At 55.8% G+C, this 24,110-nt stretch carries 21 protein-coding genes; 12 read left to right on the top strand and 9 right to left on the bottom strand.

The annotated features are described in order from the left end of the window. The first annotated feature begins 109 nt into the window (after positions 1 to 109). Positions 110 to 964 (top strand): co-chaperone YbbN, encoded by an 855-nt coding sequence (locus tag EDF82_RS11930; protein WP_123755763.1) that lies wholly within the window; start codon positions 110 to 112, stop codon positions 962 to 964. A 91-nt stretch (positions 965 to 1,055) separates the two neighbouring features. Here EDF82_RS11930 and fetB read toward each other — a convergent pair whose 3' ends face one another. After that, a complete protein-coding gene (fetB, locus tag EDF82_RS11925; RefSeq protein ID WP_123755762.1) occupies positions 1,056 to 1,838 on the bottom strand; it encodes an iron export ABC transporter permease subunit FetB in 783 nt (260 codons plus the stop codon). After that, positions 1,825 to 2,502, bottom strand: coding sequence for an iron ABC transporter ATP-binding protein FetA (fetA, locus tag EDF82_RS11920; protein ID WP_123755761.1), 678 nt, complete (start codon positions 2,500 to 2,502; stop codon positions 1,825 to 1,827). Before fetA ends, fetB begins: the two co-directional genes overlap by 14 nt. 139 nt (positions 2,503 to 2,641) lie before the next feature. On the opposite strand from fetA, the gene EDF82_RS11915 reads away from it, so the two are divergent. Further along, positions 2,642 to 3,559 carry an SPFH domain-containing protein gene (locus EDF82_RS11915; RefSeq protein WP_123755760.1) on the top strand — a complete coding sequence of 306 codons (918 nt, stop codon included), beginning with the start codon at positions 2,642 to 2,644 and terminating at the stop codon, positions 3,557 to 3,559. After that, positions 3,556 to 4,020, top strand: coding sequence for an NfeD family protein (locus EDF82_RS11910; protein ID WP_123755759.1), 465 nt, complete (start codon positions 3,556 to 3,558; stop codon positions 4,018 to 4,020). The genes EDF82_RS11915 and EDF82_RS11910 overlap by 4 nt, the downstream gene beginning before the upstream one ends. Here EDF82_RS11910 and cueR read toward each other — a convergent pair. Then, complete coding sequence (cueR, locus tag EDF82_RS11905) at positions 4,017 to 4,427, bottom strand: Cu(I)-responsive transcriptional regulator (protein ID WP_123755758.1); 411 nt, start codon at positions 4,425 to 4,427, stop codon at positions 4,017 to 4,019. The two genes, EDF82_RS11910 and cueR, sit on opposite strands and share 4 nt — an antisense overlap. 293 nt (positions 4,428 to 4,720) lie before the next feature. On the opposite strand from cueR, the gene EDF82_RS11900 reads away from it, so the two are divergent. The 7 genes from EDF82_RS11900 to ybaK all read left to right on the top strand — a co-directional run bounded on the left by EDF82_RS11900 (position 4,721) and on the right by ybaK (position 13,171). Further along, the gene (locus tag EDF82_RS11900; RefSeq protein WP_123755757.1) at positions 4,721 to 6,115 is read left to right on the top strand and encodes an MFS transporter; all 1,395 of its coding nucleotides are present in this window, start codon (positions 4,721 to 4,723) and stop codon (positions 6,113 to 6,115) included. Between the two features lie 106 nt (positions 6,116 to 6,221). Further along, complete coding sequence (locus EDF82_RS11895; RefSeq protein ID WP_123755756.1) at positions 6,222 to 7,253, top strand: LacI family DNA-binding transcriptional regulator; 1,032 nt, start codon at positions 6,222 to 6,224, stop codon at positions 7,251 to 7,253. Next, positions 7,228 to 8,247, top strand: coding sequence for a nucleoside hydrolase (locus tag EDF82_RS11890; RefSeq protein WP_123755755.1), 1,020 nt, complete (start codon positions 7,228 to 7,230; stop codon positions 8,245 to 8,247). The genes EDF82_RS11895 and EDF82_RS11890 overlap by 26 nt, the downstream gene beginning before the upstream one ends. 61 nt (positions 8,248 to 8,308) lie before the next feature. Beyond that, positions 8,309 to 9,022: an MgtC/SapB family protein gene (locus EDF82_RS11885; RefSeq protein ID WP_123755754.1), complete on the top strand. Its 714-nt coding sequence runs from the start codon at positions 8,309 to 8,311 to the stop codon at positions 9,020 to 9,022. Positions 9,023 to 9,142: 120 nt separating this feature from the next. After that, the gene (copA, locus tag EDF82_RS11880; RefSeq protein WP_123755753.1) at positions 9,143 to 11,644 is read left to right on the top strand and encodes a copper-exporting P-type ATPase CopA; all 2,502 of its coding nucleotides are present in this window, start codon (positions 9,143 to 9,145) and stop codon (positions 11,642 to 11,644) included. A 51-nt stretch (positions 11,645 to 11,695) separates the two neighbouring features. After that, positions 11,696 to 12,490, top strand: coding sequence for a TraB/GumN family protein (locus EDF82_RS11875; RefSeq protein ID WP_123755752.1), 795 nt, complete (start codon positions 11,696 to 11,698; stop codon positions 12,488 to 12,490). A gap of 201 nt (positions 12,491 to 12,691) precedes the next feature. After that, on the top strand, positions 12,692 to 13,171 hold the full coding sequence (ybaK, locus tag EDF82_RS11865; protein WP_123755750.1) for a Cys-tRNA(Pro)/Cys-tRNA(Cys) deacylase YbaK: 480 nt from the start codon (positions 12,692 to 12,694) through the stop codon (positions 13,169 to 13,171). Positions 13,172 to 13,264: 93 nt separating this feature from the next. Here ybaK and EDF82_RS25165 read toward each other — a convergent pair whose 3' ends face one another. Both EDF82_RS25165 and ushA read right to left on the bottom strand, forming a co-directional pair. Next, entirely contained in the window at positions 13,265 to 13,687 is a 423-nt protein-coding gene (locus EDF82_RS25165; protein WP_148060393.1) for a hypothetical protein, read from the bottom strand. Positions 13,688 to 13,750: 63 nt separating this feature from the next. Next, positions 13,751 to 15,403, bottom strand: a complete 1,653-nt coding sequence (gene ushA, locus EDF82_RS11860; protein WP_123755749.1) for a bifunctional UDP-sugar hydrolase/5'-nucleotidase UshA — start codon at positions 15,401 to 15,403, stop codon at positions 13,751 to 13,753. 163 nt (positions 15,404 to 15,566) lie between these two features. Here ushA and EDF82_RS11855 point away from each other — a divergent pair, with 163 nt between their 5' ends. Both EDF82_RS11855 and ybaL read left to right on the top strand, forming a co-directional pair. Continuing rightward, on the top strand, positions 15,567 to 16,787 hold the full coding sequence (locus EDF82_RS11855) for an MFS transporter (protein WP_123755748.1): 1,221 nt from the start codon (positions 15,567 to 15,569) through the stop codon (positions 16,785 to 16,787). 291 nt (positions 16,788 to 17,078) lie between these two features. Continuing rightward, positions 17,079 to 18,755 carry a YbaL family putative K(+) efflux transporter gene (gene ybaL, locus EDF82_RS11850; protein ID WP_123755747.1) on the top strand — a complete coding sequence of 559 codons (1,677 nt, stop codon included), beginning with the start codon at positions 17,079 to 17,081 and terminating at the stop codon, positions 18,753 to 18,755. 106 nt (positions 18,756 to 18,861) lie between these two features. Here the strand turns inward: ybaL and EDF82_RS11845 are convergent, their stop codons facing one another. The 4 genes from EDF82_RS11845 to htpG all read right to left on the bottom strand — a co-directional run bounded on the left by EDF82_RS11845 (position 18,862) and on the right by htpG (position 24,050). Further along, the gene (locus EDF82_RS11845; protein WP_123755746.1) at positions 18,862 to 20,166 is read right to left on the bottom strand and encodes an inosine/guanosine kinase; all 1,305 of its coding nucleotides are present in this window, start codon (positions 20,164 to 20,166) and stop codon (positions 18,862 to 18,864) included. Positions 20,167 to 20,229: 63 nt separating this feature from the next. Beyond that, on the bottom strand, positions 20,230 to 21,192 hold the full coding sequence (gene hemH, locus EDF82_RS11840; RefSeq protein ID WP_123755745.1) for a ferrochelatase: 963 nt from the start codon (positions 21,190 to 21,192) through the stop codon (positions 20,230 to 20,232). A gap of 127 nt (positions 21,193 to 21,319) precedes the next feature. Further along, positions 21,320 to 21,964 (bottom strand): adenylate kinase, encoded by a 645-nt coding sequence (adk, locus tag EDF82_RS11835; RefSeq protein WP_123755744.1) that lies wholly within the window; start codon positions 21,962 to 21,964, stop codon positions 21,320 to 21,322. A 211-nt stretch (positions 21,965 to 22,175) separates the two neighbouring features. After that, complete coding sequence (gene htpG / locus EDF82_RS11830; RefSeq protein ID WP_123755743.1) at positions 22,176 to 24,050, bottom strand: molecular chaperone HtpG; 1,875 nt, start codon at positions 24,048 to 24,050, stop codon at positions 22,176 to 22,178. Positions 24,051 to 24,110: the final 60 nt, after the last annotated feature.

The raw sequence follows: 24,110 nt of genomic DNA, 5'->3' as shown, positions 1-24,110 counted from the left end.
ATCCCCAGGAGCTTACACAGGTAAGTGACTGGGGTGAACGGGTGCAGCCAACACCCAGGCAGCTTGAAGGATGAAGGGTATACCCAAAATCGACTAAAGAGATGCGCTCATGTCAGTACAGAATGTTATCAATATCACCGAAGCTAACCTGCACCAGACGCTGGAACAATCCACGACTGCGCCGGTACTGTTTTATTTCTGGTCAGCACGCAGCCAGCACTGCGAGCAGCTGACGCCGGTTCTGGAAGGACTGGCCGCGCAATATAACGGTCAGTTTACCCTGGCGAAGGTGGACTGCGACGCCGAGCAGATGCTCGCCTCTCAGTTTGGCCTGCGCTCCATCCCGACGGTTTACCTGTTCCAGAACGGCCAGCCGGTTGACGGCTTCGAAGGCCCGCAGCCGGAATCGGCCATCCGCGCGCTGCTGGATAAAGTCCTGCCGCGTGAAGAAGAACTCAAAGCCCAGCAGGCGCTGGCGCTGATGCAGGAAGAGAAATATCTGGAAGCACTGCCGCTGTTGAAAGACGCGTGGCAGCTGTCAAATCAGGATAGCCAGATTGGCCTGCTGCTGGCGGAAACGCTGATCGAGCTACAGCGCTCTGACGAAGCCGAAGCGGTGCTGAAAACCGTGCCGATGCAGGATCAGGACACCCGTTTCCAGGGGCTGGTCGCGCAGATTGAACTACTGAAACAGGCCGCGGACACCCCGGAAATTCAGCAGCTGCAACAGCAGGTTGAACAGAATCCCGATGATGCGTCCCTGGCGGCCCAACTGGCACTGCAGCTGCATCAGGTCGGTCGTAACGACGAAGCGCTGGCGCTGCTGTTCAGCCATCTGCAGAAAGATTTGGACGCCGGTGACGGCCAGGTTCGTAAAATGCTGCAGGAGATCCTTGCCGCGCTGGGTACCGGCGACGCGTTAGCCGCGAAGTACCGTCGTCAGCTCTATTCCCTGCTGTACTGATCGTCACGCCCCGCACGTCTTCCCGGTGGCGCTTCGCTGACCGGGCTACGGATCTTACCCTGTAGCCCGGCACCGCCTCCGGGGCTGTAACTTATGCACTTTTTTTCAACTGCGTCACCACCAGCTGATGGCGAGCGTTGAAGAACTTCCGGTAGGTCAGATACCCGGCGATAATCGTCGACAGACTGGCGGTCGACAGCAGCATAAACGTCACCATAATCTGATACTTAATCGCCTTCACCGGGTCGATCCCGGCAAAAATCAACCCCGACATCATGCCGGGCAAACTCACCAGCCCAACCGTTTTGGCCGAATCTATCGTCGGTATCAACGAGGCGCGAATGCTGTCGCGAATTAGCCCTGCCGCCGCCATTTTCGGCGTGGCACCAAGGCTGAGCTTCTCCTGAATTTGCTGCTGCTCGCTGCTAAAGCGCTGGCCCATATTGTTGTAGCACAGCCCGACCGCCACCATCGCGTTGCCGGCCACCATGCCGGCGATGGGGATCACCTGCATCGGCACAAACGTAATCGACCCCGAAAAGACCAGCACCGCCAGCGTCAGCCCGGCGCCGGTGGTAATCGCAATAAATGACGATATAAAGGCCTTATCAATATATTTACTGCGCTTTTGCGCATTCCACGCCGCGTTAAAGCAAATAAACAACACCATTAACAACGTCAGCAGTACGTGGTTAACATTAAAAATATATTTCAGAACGTAGCCGACAATAATCAGCTGGACCACCGCCCGACACACGCTCCAGATAATATCTTTTTCCAGCGCCAGCTTTTCCCGATAGCTCACGATAATAGCGATCAACACCAGAACCATCGAAAGCGCCAGCGACTCATTGGTAATATTATGCCCGTTCATGGCTCACCTCCTGAACATTACCCGCCGCCGGCTGCAAGGTTATCACTTCATCGGCATGGGCAATCTCATTGCTATCGTGGGTGACCCACAGCACCGCCATATTTTTTTCCTTCACATAACCATGAATAATATCGTTGACGTTGCGTTTATTGTTTTCATCCAGCGCGCTGGTCACCTCATCCAGCAGTAAAATCTGCGGCAGAAACTGCAGATTACGGATTAACGACACGCGCTGTTTTTCACCGCCGGAAAGCTCGTGGATCGATTTTTCTAGCGTATTCGCGGCAAGATCGAAGCGCTGTAAATCAGCGATCAGCGCCGCAGGGTCCGGTTGCTGCTGACGGATCTGCCAGGGGAATATGAGATTGTCATACACCGAGTCGCCAAACAGCGCCGGGGTCTGGGCGCAATAAGAGACCTGCTGGCGGTAAGTTTCCGGAGAGAGCGTCGTAATATCCCGGTCCTTAAAAAAAAGGTGCCCCGACGTTGGGCTAAGTAACGACGCGATAATTTTTAGCAACGTACTTTTTCCACAGCCGGAAGGTCCGGTGATCAGCGTAAATTCGCCCGCCCGAAGCTGAAGATTGATATTATTCAGGATGATCGTCTCATCGCTGCGAAAACCCACATTTTCAAGACGCAAAATAGCGTTATTGTCCGTCATTATTGATCCACTTAAGTTTGCAAAACTCTGGTAGTTTACTCCACTTTTCTTTCACCAGGATGAGGAGAAAGATATACTCAGTTTAAACATGCGCTTTTTTTCCCGGCGCGTCATCAGGCTATAAAACAGGAGGTTTTTGATGCTGATTTTTATCCCAGTCCTCATTTTTGTCGCACTGGTTATTGTGATCGCCGGCGTAAAAATTGTCCCGCAGGGCTACCAGTGGACCGTCGAGCGTTTCGGCCGCTATACCATGACGCTACAGCCAGGCATGAGTCTGGTGGTGCCGTTTATGGACCGCATCGGCCGTAAAATTAATATGATGGAACAGGTGCTGGATATTCCCTCGCAGGAGGTTATTTCCCGCGATAACGCCAACGTCACTATCGATGCCGTCTGTTTTATTCAGGTTATTGACGCGCCAAAAGCGGCCTATGAGGTCAGTAATTTGCAGCTCGCCATCATCAACCTGGCGATGACCAACATTCGTACGGTCCTCGGTTCGATGGAGCTCGACGAAATGCTCTCCCAGCGCGACAGCATCAACACCCGCCTGCTGCATATTGTCGATGAAGCCACCAACCCGTGGGGCGTGAAGATTACCCGCGTCGAAATTCGCGACGTGCGCCCGCCGGCGGAGCTTATCTCCTCCATGAACGCCCAGATGAAGGCCGAGCGTACCAAACGTGCCTACATTCTTGAAGCCGAAGGGATACGCCAGGCGGAAATCCTTAAAGCCGAAGGGGAAAAACAGTCGCAGATCCTTAAGGCGGAAGGTGAACGCCAGTCGGCCTTCTTGCAGGCCGAGGCCCGCGAACGTTCCGCCGAAGCGGAAGCCCGCGCGACGCAGATGGTCTCATCGGCGATTGCCTCCGGGGATATCCAGGCCATTAACTACTTCGTTGCCCAGAAATATACCGATGCGCTGCAGAAAATTGGTTCCGCCGATAACAGCAAAGTGGTGATGATGCCGCTTGATGCCAGCAGCCTGATGGGCTCGATTGCCGGGATCAGTGAATTGATCAAAGAAGGGTCCGGCGAACGGAAAAAATCATGATTGCGCTCATTATTGCCCACCCGCATCTTTTCTGGCTGAGCCTCGGCGGGCTGTTGCTGGCGGCGGAAATGCTGGGCGGCAACGGCTATCTGCTGTGGAGCGGCGTCGCTGGCGTGATCACCGGGTTGTTGACCTGGATGTTACCTTTCGGCTGGGAGTGGCAAGGGACGCTGTTTGCCACCCTGACTATGCTGGCAGCCTGGCTGTGGTCGCACTGGCTGCGCAGGCAGGTGGCGCGACAGAAGCCCGCCGATGCGCAGCTCAATCAGCGAGGAAATCAGCTGATTGGCCGCACCTTTATGCTGGAGAATGCTTTGGTGAACGGACGCGGTCATGTTCGCATCGGCGACAGCTCATGGCCGGTGATCGCCGATGAAGACCTTGCCGCCGGCAGCCGTATTGAGGTGCTGGCCGTCGAAGGGATTACGCTACGGATCCGCGCCGTGACGCCTCGCGGCTAAGCCTGGGCCTTGCGATGGCAGCAGCCGGAAAGATTGTCGATAATCGGGCAATCCGCGCTGTCATCGCCGGGGCAGGATTCCGCCAGCGCCAGCAGGTGGCTGCGCATACTTTGCAATTCGCTGATGTGCCGCTCGATATCGGCCACTTTCTCCAGCGTCCGTCGTTTGACGTCGGCACTATGCCGCGACGGATCGTTAAACAGAAAGATCAGTTCACGACACTCCTCAAGATTAAACCCAACCTGCCGCGCCTGGCGCAGTAAGGTCAGTTCATCCAGATGCCGTTGGCTGTAGCTACGGTAGCCGTTATCGCTGCGCAGCGGCGGCGTGACCAGCCCCTTCTCTTCATAAAAGCGGATCGCTTTACTGGTTAAGCCGGTTTTTTTTGCCACATCGCTGATATTCACATGTCCTCCACCAGTTGGCCGCCTACAGAGCATCATTATACCCCACTTCCCTCCATCGCCACCACGCAACGTCTCAGAAAACCGCCCTCTTTTCTGAGTAGCGCGTCCGGAGCATCATTTTTTGTAACAATCGCCTGTTATAAGTGATCGTTTTCGCAATTTTGAATCTTTTATCTTTTAATTCTACGCGGGTAGAATTATTAATTTATGCGAAAAATACAATATCTACGCGAGTAGAATTCAAAAAGTTAAAACCTGTGACTTTTGTCGACAGATTACTTCAAGGAGTTCTTATGAACACACATTCATCCTCTGTTCCCCTGACTGACAGCCAGCAGGCTGCCCAAGAGCGTCTGGAAACACCCGAAGGGCGCCAGGAATTCTGGCGAGCGACATTTTCCTGCTGGTTAGGCACGACAATGGAATATGCCGATTTTGCCCTCTACGGACTTGCCGCTGGCATTATCTTTGGCGATGTATTTTTCCCACAAGCCACCCCTGTCATGGCGCTTCTCTCCAGCTTTGCCGCTTATTCCGTTGGTTTTATTGCTCGCCCCATCGGCGCGCTTCTGTTTGGCTGGATAGGCGACCGGCACGGTCGTAAAATTGTCATGGTGATCACCATCGGCTTGATGGGATTATCAACTATGTTAATCGGCTTAATTCCCAGTTACGCGCAAATTGGCGTATGGGCACCAGCATGCCTGGTTATTCTGCGATTCTCTCAAGGGCTAGGGGCCGGAGCAGAACTTTCCGGCGGCACCGTGATGCTTGGTGAATACGCCCCCGTGAAGCGCCGCGGTCTGGTCTCTTCCATTATTGCTCTCGGTTCCAACAGCGGCACCTTACTGGCTTCTCTGGTCTGGCTCATCGTATTACAGATGGACAAAGATGCTTTGCTCAGTTGGGGATGGCGCATTCCTTTCCTCTGTAGCATTCTCATCGCCGCGACGGCGCTGTTCATTCGCCGCCATATACGTGAAACACCGGTCTTTGAACGCCAAAAAGAGCTTCTCAGAGCTGAACGTGAAAAATCGCTGCTCCGCGGCCAGGAAATGAAACAGCACGACACTCGTAGCTTCTGGCGGCGTACCCGTGCGTTCTGGATGATGGTCGGCTTACGCATCGGCGAAAATGGCCCTTCCTACCTCGCTCAGGGCTTTATCATTGGCTATGTCGCAAAGGTTCTGATGGTTGATAAATCGGTCCCAACGGTGGCGGTATTTATCGCGTCTATTCTGGGGTTTGCCATTATTCCGTTGGCGGGTTGGCTTTCCGATCGCTTCGGCAGACGCATCATCTATCGTTGGTTTTGTTTATTACTGATCCTTTACGCATTTCCGGCCTTTATGCTCCTCGACTCCCGTGAACCGTGGATTGTTATCCCCACCATAATTACCGGTATGGGACTCGCTTCGTTGGGTATTTTCGGTGTCCAGGCGGCCTGGGGCGTTGAGCTTTTTGGCGTAACTAACCGCTATACCAAAATGGCCTTCGCCAAAGAGTTGGGCTCGATTATGTCGGGCGGTACCGCGCCGCTGGTGGCCTCGGCGCTGCTCTCGTTCTACGGACACTGGTGGCCTATTGCAGTCTACTTCTCATTGATGGCCACCATTGGTCTGGTGACCACCTTTTTCGCCCCAGAAACGCGCGGACGGGATCTCAATTTACCCGAGGACGCAATTTGAGCGCAGAGAACGGTGGGTGTGCGCTCTTTACCGAAGATTTTTGGGTTACAACACCTTATGCTGTGCGGAAAAGAGAATGCTCTGAACTCAACCAGGTAGGTGCCTCGTGACCCAATCACATTCACAACGCGTAACACGTTCCGATGTCGCAAAAGAGGCGGGAACATCTGTCGCCGTCGTGAGTTACGTTATTAATAACGGTCCACGCCCCGTCGCTGAAGCAACCCGACAACGCGTATTGCAGGCGATTAAGAAAACCGGTTACCGACCCAATGGTATCGCCCGCGCTCTGGCTTCGGGGAGCACGCAAACCTATGGGCTTGTGGCTCCGGATATCTCAAACCCGTTTATTGCCTCCATGGCACACGCCCTGCAGCGCGAAGCGTTTGCTGACGGAAAAGTTCTCCTGCTGGGGGATGCTGGCGACAACAGTGGGCGTGAGCGTGAACTGATCAACAATATGCTCAATCGCCAGGTCGACGGTCTGATTTATACCAGCGTTGACCGGCATCCGTATATTGAGTTGATTGAGCAAAGCGGCACCCCCTGCGTGATGTTAGATCGCGTCGATGCTGGATTAAACGTCAGCGTTATTCAGGTGGATGAACAGCTGGCGGCCTGGCAGGTGACGAAACATCTTATCGATCACGGCTACCGCGATATCGGCATTATCTGTGGCCCGCGTGAAATGCTCAACACCCAGGATCGTATTCGGGGATGGCAGTTAGCGCTGGAAGAATCGTCGCTCGCTGTCACTCCGGCCTGGATTTTTTCGACCAACTATACGCGGGCTGGAGGCTATGAAGCGGCAAAGCGTATGTTGCAGGGTAATCCTCCGCGTGCATTGTTCGCCACTAATGAGCAGCAGGCACTCGGCTGCTTACGCGCGCTGGCAGAGCACGGGCTGCGTGTTCCCCAAGATGTAGCGCTGGTCTGTTTTAATGCAACACAAGAATCGGCTTACAACGTCCCTTCCTTAACAGCCGTCCGCCAGCCCGTCGACAAAATGGCTCGGGCGGCGGTCGACATGCTGAAAAATTGGGATGGCAAGGTTCGCCGCGTTGAATTTGAGTTTTATTTACAAGTGGGAGAGTCGTGTGGCTGCCAGGGAAATGAAGTACAACCTGAGACAAGATGAAAATGAATCCATGCGCGTGATTATCGACTGCGATCCGGGAAACGGTGTTCCGGGCGCCAATATCGATGACGGTCTGGCACTGGCGCTGGCGATTGCCGCACCGCAAATTACTCTGGAAATGATCACCATTGTGGCAGGTAATACACCGGTAGAAACCGGCTACGCCGTCGCCAGAGACCTCGTCCAACAGTTAGATATCTCCGTTTCGGTTTACCGCGGCGCCGCCCGAGCCCTTAGAGAAGACCCGCACCCCTGGCGCGAAAAACTCGACCATGGCGTGGATCGCTCTGGCTTACGCCAGCTATGGTCAGACGTCCCCCCGCCACCAACGTGCCATGCCGTGCGGCCTCTGGCGCCTCAAGCCATTGGCGAGCTAATCTACAATTATCCCGGTGAGATAACACTGATTGCCACCGGGCCACTCACTAATGTGGCAATGGCGCTGCAACTCTATCCCGAAATCGTTCATAAGGTTAAAAACATCGTGATCATGGGAGGGGTGTTCAACGTTACGGGCTATATAAAGGACACAAATTTTGGTTTGGATCCTGAGGCGGCACACTGCGTCCTCACCAGCGGTGCACCTGTCATACTGGTGCCGATGGATGTCACCACGAAAACACAAATGCTTCATAGCGATCTGGATCGTCTGACAGCGGTAAAAAACGGACTTAGCCGCTACCTGGCCCAGACCATTCGCCCGTGGATCACCTACTCAATGCAAACCCGTAACCTGCCCGGTTGTTGGATTCATGATGTTTTAACCGTTGCCTGGTTACTTGATCCGACAATGGCGACGACGACAGAAGATTACCTCGATGTCTCTCTGGAAGGCATCACTCGCGGTATGACCTGCCGCTATGGGCGTGATGGTCTGCGCCTGGATGTAGGTATCCCCGAACCGCAAGGCACGACAATACGCATTCTCGAAAGTATCGATAACAACCATCTTCTGGCGCTGCTCGAACACTATATTCACCGTTACAACACCTAGTGTTCCGGCATTGGCAAGAGGAATGTCATGCGCTTCGCGGGCAGGTTTTTATGGAGGAAAAATGAATACGTTAGCGACCATCTTATCCGGTGGGGGAGAATCTATTTTCATTACGCTATGCAAAATTGGTGTGGCTTTTATTCTCGGTGGAATCATCGGCCTGGAGAGAGAATCAAAAGGTAAGCCGGTTGGCTTTAAAACCTGCGTGATTATTTCCGTAGCCAGTTGCGTTCTGACGATCGTCTCGATCCAATCAGCAGAATATTACGCTGAGATCTCTGTCAATATCCGCAGCGATCCTATGCGACTAGCGGCACAGATCATCAGCGGCGTCGGATTTCTCGGCGCGGGCGTGATCCTCCACCGACATGATGATGCGATATCCGGGCTGACGACAGCAGCAATAGTATGGGCTTCCGCAGGAGTAGGCATTACCAGCGGCGCGGGTTTTTATCTTCATGCCCTTCTCGCCACAGGATTATTCCTGTTGGCAATCAAGCTCAGTTATTTCGTCATCTTTTTACAAACTAAAAACCAGTCACCCGGTAAAGTAAAAATCCGTATTATTCTTGATGAAAAATCCGGCTTAAAAACGCTAATAGAGAGTATTACGCAGCAAAAAAATATTATCGAAGCCATCACGATTCGTGATTTAAAAAAAGGAAAAATAGAGGTCAACCTCAAAGTAATAATTAGAAGAAAAATGACCTTACCCGAACTGTACAGCAACCTTTCCTCTCTAGAACATGTCTGCGCGATTGCGCTGGAACACTAAAAACGTCCCCCACATAAACACCTTGACCTTCCCCTTGCTGGAAGGTTTAACCTTCATAATACTCGATGAAAGGGTTGGTTCGGTCAGTCATTGACCGGGTAATTATACAGGAGATTTAGTATGTCTAACACTATCGACCTGACGCTCGACGGCCTCAGCTGCGGTCATTGCGTCAAACGCGTTAAAGAGAGCCTGGAGCAACGTCCTGACGTTGAACAGGCAGAGGTGACCATCACCGAAGCGCACATTACCGGCAGCGCCAGCGCAGAGGCGTTAATCGACACCATTCAGAAAGCCGGATACGGCGCGGAGCTCAGCCACCCAAAGGCTAAACCGCTGGCGGAATCGATAACCCCGTCGGAAGCACTGACAGCGGCCTCTTCTGAGCTTCCGGTAGCCCATGATGAAGATGACAGTCAACAGTTGCTGATCAACGGCATGAGCTGCGCCAGCTGCGTCTCCCGGGTATCAAACGCGCTTGCCGCGGTGCCGGGCGTGGTACAGGCACGGGTAAACCTCGCGGAACGCACTGCGCTGATTATGGGCAGCGCGTCCGCCACTGAATTAGTCAAGGCGGTGGAGAAGGCCGGCTACGGCGCAGAAGCGATCGAAGATGACCTGGAACGCCGCGAACGGCAGCAGGAAACCGCCATCGCCACCATGAAACGTTTTCGCTGGCAGGCGATAGTCGCGCTGCTGGTCGGTGTCCCGGTGATGGTCTGGGGGATGATCGGCGACAACATGATGGTCTCCGACGATAACCGTTCCCTGTGGCTGGTTATCGGCCTGGTCACCCTGGCGGTGATGGTCTTTGCCGGCGGGCACTTCTATCGCAGCGCGTGGAAAAGCCTGAGAAACGGCACCGCCACCATGGATACGCTGGTGGCGCTAGGAACCGGCGTCGCCTGGCTCTACTCGATGAGCGTCAACCTGTGGCCGCAGTGGTTCCCGATGGAAGCGCGCCATCTCTATTATGAAGCCAGCGCGATGATCATCGGTTTGATTAACCTTGGCCATATGCTGGAGGCCCGCGCCCGCCAGCGCTCCTCCAAAGCGCTGGAAAAACTGCTCGACCTGACGCCACCGTCGGCACGGGTTGTCACCGAAGAAGGCGAAAAAAGCGTACCGCTGGCTGATGTGCAGCCGGGGATGACCCTGCGCCTGACCACCGGCGACCGCGTCCCGGTAGATGGAGTGATAAGTCAGGGCGAAGCCTGGCTGGATGAAGCCATGCTGACCGGCGAGCCGATCCCCCAACAGAAAGCGGACGGCGATACGCTGCATGCCGGTACGGTTGTTCAGGACGGAAGCGTGCTCTTTACCGCCAGCGCCGTCGGTAGCCAGACCACCCTCGCCCGTATTATTCGCATGGTGCGTCAGGCACAAAGCAGCAAACCGGAAATCGGCCAGCTGGCGGATAAAATCTCTGCCGTGTTCGTGCCGGCAGTGGTGGCGATTGCGCTGTTCAGCGCGGCCATCTGGTACTTCTTCGGGCCGGCGCCGCAAATTGTCTACACCCTGGTAATTGCTACCACGGTGCTGATTATCGCCTGTCCTTGTGCGCTGGGCCTGGCGACACCGATGTCGATTATCTCCGGGGTCGGTCGCGCCGCTGAATATGGCGTACTGGTCCGCGACGCCGATGCGCTGCAGCGCGCCAGTCAGCTGGATACTATCGTGTTTGATAAAACCGGTACCCTCACCGAAGGTAAACCGCAGGTGGTGGCGGTGAAAACCTTTACCAACATTGATGAGGCCACCGCACTGCGCCTGGCGGCGGCGCTGGAGCAAGGTTCCAGCCACCCACTGGCCCGGGCGATTCTGGATAAAGCGGCCGACAGCCAGCTGCCGATCGTCAATAACTTCCGGACCCTGCGCGGGCTGGGGGTCACCGGCGAAGCGGAAGATCGCACGCTGCTGTTGGGTAACCAGGCACTGCTCAATGAACAGAACATTGCCACCGCCGAGGTAGAGCACGAGATAACCACCCAGGCCTCGCAAGGGACCACGCCGGTACTGCTGGCGGTTGATGGCCAGGTTGCTGCGCTGTTCGCCATTCGTGACCCGCTGCGTAGCGATAGCGTCGCCGCGCTGGCTCGCCTGCATCGCCAGGGCTACCGTCTGGTAATGCTGACCGGGGACAACCCGACAACCGCCAACGCCATCGCCAAAGAGGCAGGCATTGACGAGGTCATTGCCGGCGTGCTGCCGGATGGTAAAGCCGATGCGATCAAGCGTCTGCAAAGTCAGGGACACCAGGTGGCGATGGTGGGCGACGGTATCAACGATGCCCCGGCACTGGCCCAGGCTGACGTCGGAATTGCGATGGGTGGCGGGAGCGATGTAGCCATTGAGACCGCGGCGATTACCCTGATGCGCCATAGTCTGAACGGCGTTGCCGATGCGCTGGCCATTTCGAAAGCCACGCTGCGCAACATGAAGCAGAACCTGCTGGGGGCATTCGTTTACAACTCGCTGGGTATTCCGATTGCTGCCGGGATTTTATGGCCGCTGACCGGCACCCTGCTCAACCCGGTAGTGGCGGGCGCAGCCATGGCGCTGTCGTCCATTACCGTGGTCAGCAACGCCAATCGTCTGCTGCGCTTTAAACCGAAAGACTAGATGTTATAACCCATACGCGCTAGCATGAAGGCTTCACACTACGGAGCGCGTATGGGCCTGTTAAACCGAATAAAAATGCTGTGGCGAGCCGCCGTCGGCTCGTCTTATTCCTGGCCTGCTTTGGATATCACCCTTCCCGGAAAGCGTTATCTGCATCTGGTTGGCAGTATCCATATGGGCACCCGCGACATGTCCCCTCCCCCTGCCAGACTGCTGAAAAAAATTCGCCAGGCCGACGCGCTCATCGTCGAGGCGGATATTTCCGGCAACGAAACCCCCTTCAGCGACCTTCCCGTCTGTCCTCCCCTTGCGGAGCGCTTAACCGCGGAACAGATCGTTGAGCTGGAAGCCCGCGCGGCGGAAATGGGGCTTTCGACGGCGCTGTTTGACAGCCAGCCGTTGTGGCAGGTCGCCATGGTCCTGCAGGCAACGCAGGCTCAGAAGCTGGGACTGCGCCCGGATTACGGTATTGATTACCAGTTGCTGATGGCGGCGCGCGAGCATCATGTGCGGGTGATGGAGCTTGAAGGCACCGACAGCCAGATTGCGCTGTTGCGCGACCTGCCGGATGGCGGGCTGGCGCTGCTGGACGACACTCTGACCCATTGGCACACTAACGCCCGTCTTCTGCAGGTGATGATCGGCTGGTGGCTGGAGCAACCGCCGGCCAAAGGTGCCACCGTTTTGCCGACCACCTTCAGCCAGTCGCTGTACGATGTGCTGATGCACCAGCGCAACCTGGCGTGGCGCGAGACGCTGCTGGCGCTGCCGCCGGGGCGCTATGTCGTCGCCGTTGGCGCGCTGCATTTATACGGGGAAGGAAATCTGCCTGATATGCTGACGTAAAAAAATGGCCAATATTTCTATTGGCCCGTCAAAGAGGAATTTCATCATTATTATTATCCCGGAATTTACATTCCGGATCGTTCGATTGTCGCTCAAAGTAACCATCACTGCCAATACTATTGCGCAAGATAGTACTATTTTTTACACATTCGACAGGCGTATCCTGAGCGCACCTGAGATCGGTTGGTAAGAAGGACAGATATGACTCCCGCCGTTAAGTTACTCGAAAAAAACAAGATTGCCTTTAAGATTCACAGCTACGATCACGACCCCAATGAAACCAACTTTGGTGACGAGGTGGTGCGCAAACTGGGGCTGAATGCGGACCAGGTATATAAGACGTTGCTGGTCGCGGTGAACGGGGATATGAAGCATCTGGCCGTGGCGGTGACGCCGGTGGCCGGGCAGCTGGATTTAAAAAAGGTGGCCAAAGCCCTGGGCGCAAAGAAAGTGGATATGGCAGACCCGATGGTCGCCCAGCGCGTCACCGGCTATCTGGTGGGCGGTATCAGCCCGCTTGGGCAGAAAAAGCGCCTGCCAACGGTAATCGATGCCCCCGCCCAGGAGTTTGCCACCATCTATATTTCCGGCGGCAAACGCGGGCTGGATATTGAGCTGGCGGCCAGCGATCTGGCGAAGACCCTTGGGGCCACCTTCGCCGATATCGCCCGTCGCGATTAATCTCGCCCCCGCGCATACATCAGAAAACCCCGGAGGCGGCGCAAGCGCCTGTCCGGGCTACAAAACCCAAAACCGCACAGGCCTGTAGCCCGGTCAACGTAGCGCCACCGGGGCATTCCCGGAGGCGGCGCAGGCGCCTGTCCGGGCGACAAAACCCAAAACCGCACAGGCCTGTAGCCCGGTCAACGTAGCGCCACCGGGGCATTCCCGGAGGCGGCGCAGGCGCCGTGTCCAGGCGACAAAACCCAAAACCGCACAGGCCTGTAGCCCGGTCAGCGCAGCGCCACCGGGGCATTCCCGGAGGCGGCGCAGGCGCCGTGTCCGGGCGACAAAACCCAAAACCGCACAGGCCTGTAGCCCGGTCAGCGTAGCGCCACCGGGGCATTCCCGGAGGCGGCGCAGGCGCCGTGTCCAGGCGACAAAACCCAAAACCGCACAGGCCTGTAGCCCGGTCAGCGCACGTAGCGCCACCGGGGCATTCCCGGAGGCGGCGCAGGCGCCGTGTCCAGGCGACAAAACCCAAAACCGCACAGGCCTGTAGCCCGGTCAGCGCAGCGCCACCGGGGAGTGCCTCCGGCGTTACTGCCAGCTCACCTCGCCTTGCGGCTCATAAGCTGCCGCGTCCAGCGGCGAGTTCTTCTGAATATACTCTTTCAGGACTTCGGCATCGATAAACCCGGTATTGACGTAGCCGGGCTTGGTATCAATATGCGGATAGCCATCACCGCCGGTCCCGTTGAAGCTCAACGTTGCCATACGGTAGGTCTTCGCCGGGTCGACCGGTTCACCTTTGATTTTCAAATCATTGAGCTTGCCGTCTTTCGCCACGAAGCTGACGTTAGCGAACTGCGGATAAGCACCGGAATCCGGCTTCATCTGCGCCACCGCCGTCAGATACTGCGTCACTTCCTGGCCGTTCATATCGACATACACCAGCACGTTGCCGAACGGCTGCACCTTCATCACATCTTTATAGGTGATGTCGCCGGCCTCGATGGAATCACGGATACCGCCGCCACTCATTACGGCGAAATCGGCATTGCTGCGCGCCATTTGTGCCGCCAGCAGCAGATGTCCCATATTGGTCTGCACAAAACGAACCTTGCTGCGATCGCCCTCAAGATGCCCGTTGACGCTGCCGATTTTCACCTGCAGCTGCGCTTTGCCCTTATTCTGGAACGGCGTCAGCAGTGACAGCATTTGCGGGTTCTCGACAATTTGCGGCGTATAGAGCACACGTTCGCTCTGGCCGTTATCGTAGGTGACCTTCTTCTTCAGGTTGACCGGGATCAGCTGATAGTGCACCAGCTTCATTTCGCCGTTGCGGAACTCAAAATCCGCGCGGCCTACGTATTTGCCCCACTCATGGGCCTGAACGATCCAGATACCGTTCTGCTTGTCCGGCGCGCACGGCGTTCCCGGCACATAATCGACCTGCTTTTTATTCTCCGACGCCATACAGACCGGATCCTGCGAATGGCCGCCGACGATCATCGCCAGCGATCCCGCTGGCAGGCTACGGGCCATTTCGACATCGCCCGGGGCATTCGAACCGTGATTCCCGTTGTCATAGTGGCCCATGTGGGTGGTCGCCAGGATCACATCCGGTTTTTCAGTCTGCTGCAGCTCCTGGATAACCAGTTTGGCTTCATCCGCCGGCTTGCGGAATTCGATATCAGTGAAATACTCCGGGTTACCGATTTTCGCCGTATCATCGGTAGTCAGGCCAATGACCGCAATTTTCAATCCACCGCGTTTAAACAGCGCCCAGGGTTTGAACAGCCGCTCGCCGGTGCTTTTCTGGTAAATGTTGGCAGAAAGGAACGGGAATTTAGACCACTTTTCCTGCTGGCGCAGCACGCTGAGCGGGTTATCGAATTCATGGTTCCCCACCGCCATCGCGTCATAGCCAATCAGGTTCATGCCGCGAAAATCCGGCTCGGCGTCCTGCAGATCCGACTCTGGCACGCCGGTATTAATATCGCCGCCGGATAACAACAGAACGCTGCCACCCTCAGCCGCAACCTCTTTGCGAATACCATCCACCAGCGTTTTTTGCGCGGCCAGACCATATTCCCCGTAGTCACTACGCCAGAAATGGCCATGGTGATCGTTGGTATGCAGGATGGTGATGTTATAGGTTTTATCCTGCTCGTAAGCCTGTGCAGACAAGCTCCCCAGCGACAGCGCGGCGAGTAACCCCAGCGCCACGCTCCGTTTTAAAAAATGCATCTCTCTCTCCCTGACTCAATATACAAGTGCTGAAAGTATAGCGAGTTACATCCCCTGACAAATATGTTTTCCGAATTGAGACTTCCTTCAAACCTTAGGGGCAGGTATGTTAGTCAGATAATAATTACACCTGCATCCACAATAACACTCTCTAAGTGAACCTATGGCGACGAATCAGACTATCCAACCCTTATCCGGCCCCGCTGCTGCGCCGCAAAAAGCACGCACGTCATTTGGCATCCTGGGGGCTATCAGCCTTTCCCATCTGCTTAACGATATGATCCAGTCGCTGATTCTGGCGCTTTACCCGCTGCTACAGTCGGAATTTTCCCTGACCTTCGTGCAGATCGGCATGATCACCCTGACCTTCCAGCTGGCCTCTTCGCTGTTGCAGCCGGTGGTCGGCTACTGGACCGATAAACACTCGATGCCGTGGTCGCTGCCCGTCGGCATGTGCTTCACGCTCTGCGGCCTGGTGCTTCTGGCGCTGGCGGGAAGTTTCGGGATGGTGCTGCTCGCTGCCGCGCTGGTGGGTATCGGCTCGTCGGTGTTCCACCCGGAGTCGTCGCGCGTGGCACGCATGGCCTCCGGTGGCCGTCACGGTCTGGCTCAGTCGCTGTTCCAGGTGGGCGGTAACTTCGGTAGCTCACTGGGTCCGTTGCTGGCGGCGGTGATTATCGCTCCCTACGGCAAAGGCAACGTCGCCTGGTTTGTTCTGGCCGCGCTGCTGGCTATCGTGGTACTGCTGCAAGTCAGCCGCTGGTATGCCGCGCAGCACCGAATGAATAAAGGCCAACCTAAGACTATCGTCGCCAGCCCGCTGCCAAAGAATAAGGTGATTCTGGCGGTCGGGATCCTGCTGATGCTGATTTTCTCGAAATATTTCTATATGGCGAGCATTAGCAGCTATTACACCTTTTATCTGATGCATAAATTCGGATTATCGATCCAGAATGCCCAGATTCACCTGTTTATCTTCCTGTTTGCCGTCGCGGCAGGCACGGTGATTGGCGGGCCTGTCGGCGATAAAATTGGGCGTAAATATGTTATTTGGGGCTCTATCCTCGGCGTCGCGCCCTTTACCCTTATTTTGCCGTATGCCACGCTGGAATGGACCGGGATTTTAACCATGATTATTGGTTTTGTCCTCGCGTCGGCGTTTTCCGCTATTTTAGTGTACGCTCAGGAGCTGATGCCGGGGCGTATCGGCATGGTTTCTGGTCTGTTTTTCGGTTTTGCCTTTGGGATGGGTGGCCTTGGCGCCGCGGTGCTGGGGCTGTTAGCGGACCATACCAGTATCGAACTGGTCTATAAAATCTGCGCTTTCCTGCCACTTATCGGCATATTGACGATATTCCTCCCTGACAACCGCCATAAATCTTAAATATCCGGCGGCTAAAGTGAAACTTTGGCCGCCAACATCCCTGATACCATCAGCACTTCTGCGTATTATCTGCCGTCGTTTTCCCGTCTGTGCTTTTTTGCGTGCTAATTCCCTTTTTCTGCATAATTCAACAATTATTCATAAACAAAACAGCCAAAACTGTCATAAACTATTACTCGGTTTTTTAGGTTTATACGCAAAATCATTCGGGTTAGTTCAAAGCGAACGCAGAGGCGCCTGATGGATGCAGTGCCTGAAAATGGACTGGCTCACCACATACAAGGAGACGGAATGCACCACGCAACACCGCTTATCACCACCATTGTCGGCGGGCTGGTCCTCGCTTTTATATTCGGCATGATTGCCAATAAGTTACGTATTTCTCCACTGGTGGGATATCTGTTAGCAGGTGTGTTATCCGGTCCCTTTACCCCAGGCTTCGTTGCCGATACCAAGCTAGCGCCAGAACTGGCCGAGCTGGGCGTCATCTTGTTGATGTTTGGCGTCGGGCTGCACTTCTCTTTAAAGGATTTGATGGCGGTAAAGTCCATCGCCATTCCCGGCGCGATTGCCCAGATAGCTGTGGCAACGCTGTTGGGTATGGCGCTGTCAGCCGTGCTAGGCTGGTCGTTGATGACCGGCATCGTGTTTGGCCTGTGTCTTTCTACCGCCAGTACCGTGGTGCTGCTGCGCGCGTTGGAAGAACGGCAACTGATTGACAGTCAACGAGGGCAAATCGCCATCGGCTGGCTGATCGTCGAAGATTTAGTGATGGTGCTGACCCTCGTTCTGCTGCCCGCCGTCGCCGGGATGGCAGAAAAAGGCGACGTCGGCCTGGCCTCGCTGGCCGTCGATATGAGCATCACCATCGGGAAAGTGATCGCCTTTATCGCCATTATGATGCTGGTTGGCCGTCGTCTGGTGCCGTGGATTATGTCCCGCAGCGCCGCCACCGGCTCCCGCGAACTGTTTACTCTGTCGGTGCTGGCCCTGGCGCTCGGCATCGCCTTCGGGGCGGTTGAGCTGTTCGACGTCTCCTTCGCGCTCGGTGCCTTCTTCGCCGGCATGGTGCTGAATGAATCCGAACTCAGCCACCGCGCCGCGCACGATACGCTGCCGCTGCGTGATGCCTTTGCGGTTCTGTTCTTTGTCTCCGTTGGCATGCTGTTCGACCCGATGATCCTGCTGGAACAGCCGCTGGCGGTCCTGGCAACCCTGGTGATCATTATCTTCGGTAAGTCTGTCGCTGCCTTTTTCCTCGTGCGGATGTTCGGCCACTCGCCGCGCACTGCGCTGACTATCGCCGCCAGCCTTGCGCAAATCGGTGAGTTCGCCTTTATTCTGGCCGGGCTTGGTATGGCGCTGGATCTGCTGCCGCAGGCCGGACAAAATCTGGTGCTGGCCGGGGCGATTATCTCGATCATGCTCAACCCGGTGCTGTTCACCCTGCTGGAAAAATACCTCGATAAAACCGAAACCCTCGACGAGCAAACCCTCGAAGAAGTCCTCGAAGAGGAGAAACAAATTCCGGTCGATATATGCAACCACGCGCTGCTGGTCGGCTTCGGGCGCGTCGGGAGTCTGCTGGGTGAAAAACTGATGGCGCAGGGGATCCCGCTGGTGGTGATCGAAACCTCCCGCACCCGGGTGGACGAACTGCGCGCACGGGGTATCCGCGCCGTGCTGGGCAATGCCGCCAATGAAGAGATCATGAATCTGGCGCATCTGGATTGCGCCCGCTGGCTGCTGCTGACCATCCCTAACGGCTATGAGGCCGGAGAGATCGTCGCCTCAGCGCGAGAAAAATGCCCGAACATCGAAATTATTGCCCGCGCCCATTACGATGATGAAGTGGACTATATTACCGAACGTGGGGCCAATCAGGTGGTCATGGGCGAGCGAGAAATCGCCCGCGCGATGCTGCTGCTGCTGGAAACGCCGCCGGCAGGTGAAGTGGTCACCGGATAACGGTTGTTTACGGCGTCTTAGCAGGCCTCTCCAGAACGGAGAGGCGCTTGCGCAAAGGATGTCTGTCCCTGTAGTTCCCCTCCAGCCCGGCGAGGGGACAACGCACTTAACGTTCCCAGTATGCCTCTTCCAGGCTATCTTCCCGTTCCGGCAGGCCACGGCTTAAGCGCGGCGAATGCTGGTTTAAGACCTGATAGCTCACCCGGTTAGCATATTTGCACACCTGCGCCAGCGACGAGTAGGTCAGCCATTTGCACTTGTGCTTGCTGGAGTTCGGAACGTTGTTGCGGTGATAGTTGTTAGCAGTGATGTCATGCAGCAGCGCCGCCAGCGCGCCATCACCCGCGCCGTTGGTATTCATGATTTTCTCAGGGCCGCCCATGTAGGGCGCAATATGCGAGTAGATCCGCAGCGGATTCTCACAATCCTGATGACGCATGGCGCGGCTGAATTCAAACTGGTTAAATTCGGCAATCGCCCCTGGCAGCAGCGGATGTTGGGTTTTACGCCGGGCTTCCTCTTCGGTGAAACCAGCCATATACAAGCCCGCAGGCCCCGCAGTGCACAGTACCAGATCCACCCACTCCAGCGCCTTATCGGAGGCCAGCAGCGGATCGGACAGGCCGGTTAACGCTTCCGCCTCTTCTTCGTTCATCGCCAGGATGGAGACGTGCTCCGTCAGGAACTGTTGCCACCATTCCGGGTTGTCGGCAATCACATACTTGGTGCCCAGCGTCAACACCACCGGGACGTCATGCTTTTTGGCATATTCGATGGCTTTCATCGTGGCATCCGGCATCGGTTCACCCGGTTTGCAACGCACCAGATAAGAGGTCAGCACCAGCGCGGAGGCGCCAGCAATCACCGCTTCCGGGACACTTTCCGGACGCAGCTTATTCATGTGGCCCGGGCTGATCGCAAAGGTGCGTTCGCCGGCATCGCTAATCAGAGTAAAACAGCGGCCAATCGCCCCGTCCACGCCTTGCAGGTAGTTCAGGTCGGTACGGCTGGAGGTGTTGCACAGATAGCGGTAGGCGTAGCCGCCGATTTCGATATTGCTGCACATGACGCCGAGCAGCACCGAGCGGTCATCCGCCAGCACAGAATAGTTGTGCATGGTATTGCCGATCGTCCCACCGGCAAACTGATGGGTAATCAGGTTATCGCGGAGCAGTTCCTGATACAACGCTTCGGCGACGTCATCTTCAATCACCAGAGAGTGGCCGGCACTCAGGCCATAGCGCTGGATAAACGCCTCATCGACTTTCGCTTCGATATCGACCAGCGTTTGGTCGATACCCACCACCCAGGCGATGTTAGATTCATTTTCCGGCTGAATTTGTTGCAGCAGCGGATCGCGCGCATTAACGGGAAAATAGTGTTTGGATTTGCGTTTACCGGGAAATTTCATAGTGGTGATTTAGTGGCTGTGGACAAGCGAGGAATAATAGCATATTCCCCGCGCCACGCACGATCAGCGATATGCCGCCGTCAGGTCCACCATCATTTCAATATGCGCGTCGTTATCATTGAGCGCCGGAATGTATTCATATTTCTGCCCGCCAGCCTCCAGGAAGATTTCCTGATTCTGTACCGCAATCTCCTCCAGCGTTTCGAGGCAGTCGGCAGCAAAGCCCGGACAGATAACCTGAATGTGTTTGACCCCCTTCTCCCCCAACATTTTTAAAGTCTCGTCGGTATAGGGCGTCAGCCATGGTTCGCGGCCAAAGCGCGACTGGAAGGTCATCATGGCGCGGTCCGGTGAAAGACCCAGCGCCGACACCAGTTCACGCGTGGTATCGCGACAGCGCTGCGGGTAGTCATCCCCTTCATGGGCAAAGCGCTGGGGGATCCCGTGATAGGAGAGCAGCAGCACATCGGGCTCGCCATGCACCGCGAACGAGGCACGAACGCTTTCCGCCAGCGCCTTGATGTAGCTGGTGTCATCGGCGTAATCACGAATAAACGACACGCCCGGAACCGCCCGCTTTTTGGCCAGAATGCGCGCCAGTTCATCCCACACCGCCGCCACGGTGGAACAGGAGTATTGCGGATACATCGGCAGCACCACGATATGGTTCACGCCCTGTGCCAGCAGTTCATCTACCGCGCTTTCCAGCGCAGGCGAGCCGTAGCTCATGCCTAAGGCCACCGGCGTATCGGGTAAACGTGCGGCCAGCGCCTGCTGCTGCCGGCGGCTGTAGACCAGCAGCGGAGAGCCTTCTTCCATCCATACCGATTGATATAGTTTTGCGACCCGCGGTCCACGTAGCGGCAGGATCACGCCACGCAGTAACGGCCACCACAGCAGACGAGGCGTATCCACCACGCGCGTGTCGCTGAGAAACTGTCGCAGGTAGCGCTTCACCGCATCGGGCGTGGGCGCATCGGGAGTGCCTAAGTTGGCTAACAAGATACCTGTTTTCGTCTGCTGCATTACCGCCTCTTAACCATTTGAATCGCTGACAATTGTAGCTGAAATGGCGCTAAACGGAACCAATCATAGAAAAAGGTAGAATGAGAGGTGTTCTCATCCCGCCGTGGCAGGATGAGAACCAACGGGATTAACCGAGGATTTTTTCCAGTTCTACGCGGACTTCAGCAACCGCTTTGGTGCCGTCGACTTTCGCGTATTGGGTGTTGCCCGCTTCAGCTTCTTTCTGATAGTAACCGATCAGCGGAGCCGTCATCTGATGGTATTCCACCAGGCGCTTACGTACGGTCTCTTCCTGGTCATCTTTACGCGTGCTCAGGTCTTCACCGGTCACGTCGTCTTTGCCTTCCACCTTCGGCGGATTGAATTTGATGTGGTAAACGCGGCCAGAAGCTGCGTGTACGCGACGACCGATGATGCGATCGACGATCAGCTCGTCCGGTACGTCAAACTCCAGTACGAAATCAACCGCGATACCCGCTTCTTTCATAGCGTCAGCCTGCGGAATGGTGCGCGGGAAACCGTCCAGCAGGAAGCCGTTACGGCAGTCTTCCTGAGTGATACGCTCTTTCACCAGCGCGATAACCAGTTCGTCGGTTACCAGCTTGCCTGCGTCCATGATGTCTTTCGCCTGTTTACCCAGCTCAGAGCCAGATTTCACAGCAGCGCGCAGCATGTCACCGGTAGAGATTTGCGGAATACCGTATTTCTCCATGATGAACTGAGCCTGAGTTCCTTTACCCGCGCCCGGAGCGCCAAGCAGAATAATACGCATTACGAAAATCCCCTCAAAAGTCGATTCAATTTTTCAAAAACGATAAACCATACCACCAGAACGCAGATGGCTCAAGGAAGGCAGAGCGGCTGAAACGGTTAATGGAGGGTTTATTTTGCCTGAAAGGCAGATTTTAGACGATCTGAGAAGAGGCCCTCAGCGGCCCGCGTCTCTGATGAGTCGGGGCCGCTGAGGGCAAACAGCAGGGAGATTACGATGCCAGCAGCTGATTCATCCGGCGAATAAACTGGTTCGGATCTTCCAGCGTACCGCGCTCCGCCAGCAGGGCCTGATCGAGCAGCAGCTCAACCCACTCGCTGAACCGGGCATCTTCCTGGGTATCCGCCGCGCGTTTCACCAGCGGGTGCGCCGGGTTCAGTTCGAAGATGTACTTCACTTCCGGCGCGGACTGGCCCGCAGCGGCGAACAGCTTCGCCATCTGGGTGCTCATTTCGTCCGCGTCAGTGGTGACGATAGCCGGGGTATCGGTAAGACGGTGCGTCAGACGGACCTCTTTCACACGCTCGCCCAGCAGGGTTTTCACGCGGTCAACAAACGGCTCCAGCGCCTTTTCTGCCTCTTTGGTGCTTTCATCCACCTCATCGGCCAGTTTTTCCAGCGACTCGTCGGTTTTCGCCACTGACTGGAAGGCTTTGCCATCGAACTCGGTCAGATAGCTCATCATCCACTCGTCGATGCGCTCAGACAGCAGCAGGACCTCGATCCCTTTCTTACGCAGCAGCTCCAGGTGCGGGCTGCTCTTCGCTGCCGCATAGCTGTCGGCGGTGATGTAGTAAATCTTCTCCTGCCCTTCTTTCATGCGGGAGACATACTCTTCCAGCGACACGGTCTGGGCGGAGGAGTCGGTATGGGTAGAGGCAAAACGCAGCAGCTTCGCGATAGTCTGCTGGTTCGCATTGTCTTCCGCCGGGCCTTCTTTCAATGCCAGACCAAACTGCTGCCAGAAGGTCTGATATTTTTCGGCGTCGTCTTTCGCCAGTTTCTCCAGCATCTGCAGCACACGCTTGGTCAGCGCGGTACGCAGGTTGCGGGTGACGCTGCTGTCCTGCAGGATTTCACGCGAGACGTTGAGCGGCAGATCGTTGGAGTCCACAAGGCCACGGACAAAGCGCAGGTAGTTCGGCATAAACTGCTCGGCTTCATCCATGATGAAGACGCGCTGCACGTACAGCTTCAGACCGTGTTTATGATCGCGGTTCCACATATCCCACGGTGCCTGGGAAGGGATATACAGCAGGCTGGTGTACTCCTGCTTGCCTTCCACACGGTTGTGGCTCCAGGTCAGCGGGTCGCTGTAGTCATGGGCGATGTGCTTATAGAATTCGTTGTATTCGTCGTCTTTAATTTCCGACTTATTACGGGTCCACAGCGCCTGAGCTTTGTTGATTTTTTCCCAGGAGATCACGGTTTCGCCGTCAACCTCTTCACGCTTTTCGATCTCTACCGGCAGCGCAATATGGTCGGAGTATTTGCTGATGATCGAACGTACGCGCCAGTCGTTAAGGAAATCATCTTCGCCTTCACGCAGGTGCAGAGTGATTTCGGTACCGCGATCGGCTTTGGTGATATCGGCCACGGTGTAGTCGCCTTCACCGGCTGACTCCCAGAACACGCCGTTTTCTGCGCTATCGCCCGCCGCACGAGTGCGCACGGTGACTTTATCCGCCACGATAAACGCCGAGTAGAAGCCGACGCCAAACTGACCAATCAGCTGGCTGTCTTTGGCCTGGTCGGAGCCCATTGATTCGAGGAACGATTTGGTCCCGGATTTGGCAATGGTCCCGAGGTGGTCGATAACGTCTTCACGGTTCATCCCGATACCGTTATCGGCGATGGTCAGGGTGCGGTTGTCTTTATCAAACGAAACGCGCACGCGCAGTTCACCGTCACCTTCGTACAGGTCGGGCTGGGACAGCGCGCGGAAGCGCAGCTTGTCCGCCGCATCGGAGGCGTTGGAAATCAGTTCACGCAGGAAAATTTCTTTATTGGAATAAAGAGAATGGATCATCAGGTGCAGAAGCTGTTTTACCTCTGACTGAAAACCACGAGTTTCTTGTCCTTTCATCTAAATCAACCTCAACAATGCCATTGTTAATGGTAAAAAAACCGATGAAGGGGAGATGGG

The sequence above is a fragment of the Klebsiella sp. BIGb0399 genome, assembly GCF_003752615.1.
GTDB classification, from domain to species: domain Bacteria; phylum Pseudomonadota; class Gammaproteobacteria; order Enterobacterales; family Enterobacteriaceae; genus Klebsiella; species Klebsiella lignicola.
This window is presented reverse-complemented; position numbering and strand designations above follow the sequence as displayed.

Coding starts and splice junctions, on each gene's coding strand:
- EDF82_RS11900 (WP_123755757.1), top strand. CDS start 4,721: ATGAACACACATTCATCCTCTGTTCCCCTGACTGACAGCCAGCAGGCT.
- EDF82_RS11845 (WP_123755746.1), bottom strand. CDS start 20,166: ATGAAATTTCCCGGTAAACGCAAATCCAAACACTATTTTCCCGTTAAT.
- ushA (WP_123755749.1), bottom strand. CDS start 15,403: ATGCATTTTTTAAAACGGAGCGTGGCGCTGGGGTTACTCGCCGCGCTG.
- EDF82_RS11890 (WP_123755755.1), top strand. CDS start 7,228: ATGAAGTACAACCTGAGACAAGATGAAAATGAATCCATGCGCGTGATT.
- ybaL (WP_123755747.1), top strand. CDS start 17,079: ATGCACCACGCAACACCGCTTATCACCACCATTGTCGGCGGGCTGGTC.
- hemH (WP_123755745.1), bottom strand. CDS start 21,192: ATGCAGCAGACGAAAACAGGTATCTTGTTAGCCAACTTAGGCACTCCC.
- htpG (WP_123755743.1), bottom strand. CDS start 24,050: ATGAAAGGACAAGAAACTCGTGGTTTTCAGTCAGAGGTAAAACAGCTT.
- ybaK (WP_123755750.1), top strand. CDS start 12,692: ATGACTCCCGCCGTTAAGTTACTCGAAAAAAACAAGATTGCCTTTAAG.
- EDF82_RS11875 (WP_123755752.1), top strand. CDS start 11,696: ATGGGCCTGTTAAACCGAATAAAAATGCTGTGGCGAGCCGCCGTCGGC.
- EDF82_RS11910 (WP_123755759.1), top strand. CDS start 3,556: ATGATTGCGCTCATTATTGCCCACCCGCATCTTTTCTGGCTGAGCCTC.
- adk (WP_123755744.1), bottom strand. CDS start 21,964: ATGCGTATTATTCTGCTTGGCGCTCCGGGCGCGGGTAAAGGAACTCAG.
- EDF82_RS11885 (WP_123755754.1), top strand. CDS start 8,309: ATGAATACGTTAGCGACCATCTTATCCGGTGGGGGAGAATCTATTTTC.
- EDF82_RS11930 (WP_123755763.1), top strand. CDS start 110: ATGTCAGTACAGAATGTTATCAATATCACCGAAGCTAACCTGCACCAG.
- fetA (WP_123755761.1), bottom strand. CDS start 2,502: ATGACGGACAATAACGCTATTTTGCGTCTTGAAAATGTGGGTTTTCGC.
- EDF82_RS11915 (WP_123755760.1), top strand. CDS start 2,642: ATGCTGATTTTTATCCCAGTCCTCATTTTTGTCGCACTGGTTATTGTG.
- EDF82_RS11855 (WP_123755748.1), top strand. CDS start 15,567: ATGGCGACGAATCAGACTATCCAACCCTTATCCGGCCCCGCTGCTGCG.
- fetB (WP_123755762.1), bottom strand. CDS start 1,838: ATGAACGGGCATAATATTACCAATGAGTCGCTGGCGCTTTCGATGGTT.
- copA (WP_123755753.1), top strand. CDS start 9,143: ATGTCTAACACTATCGACCTGACGCTCGACGGCCTCAGCTGCGGTCAT.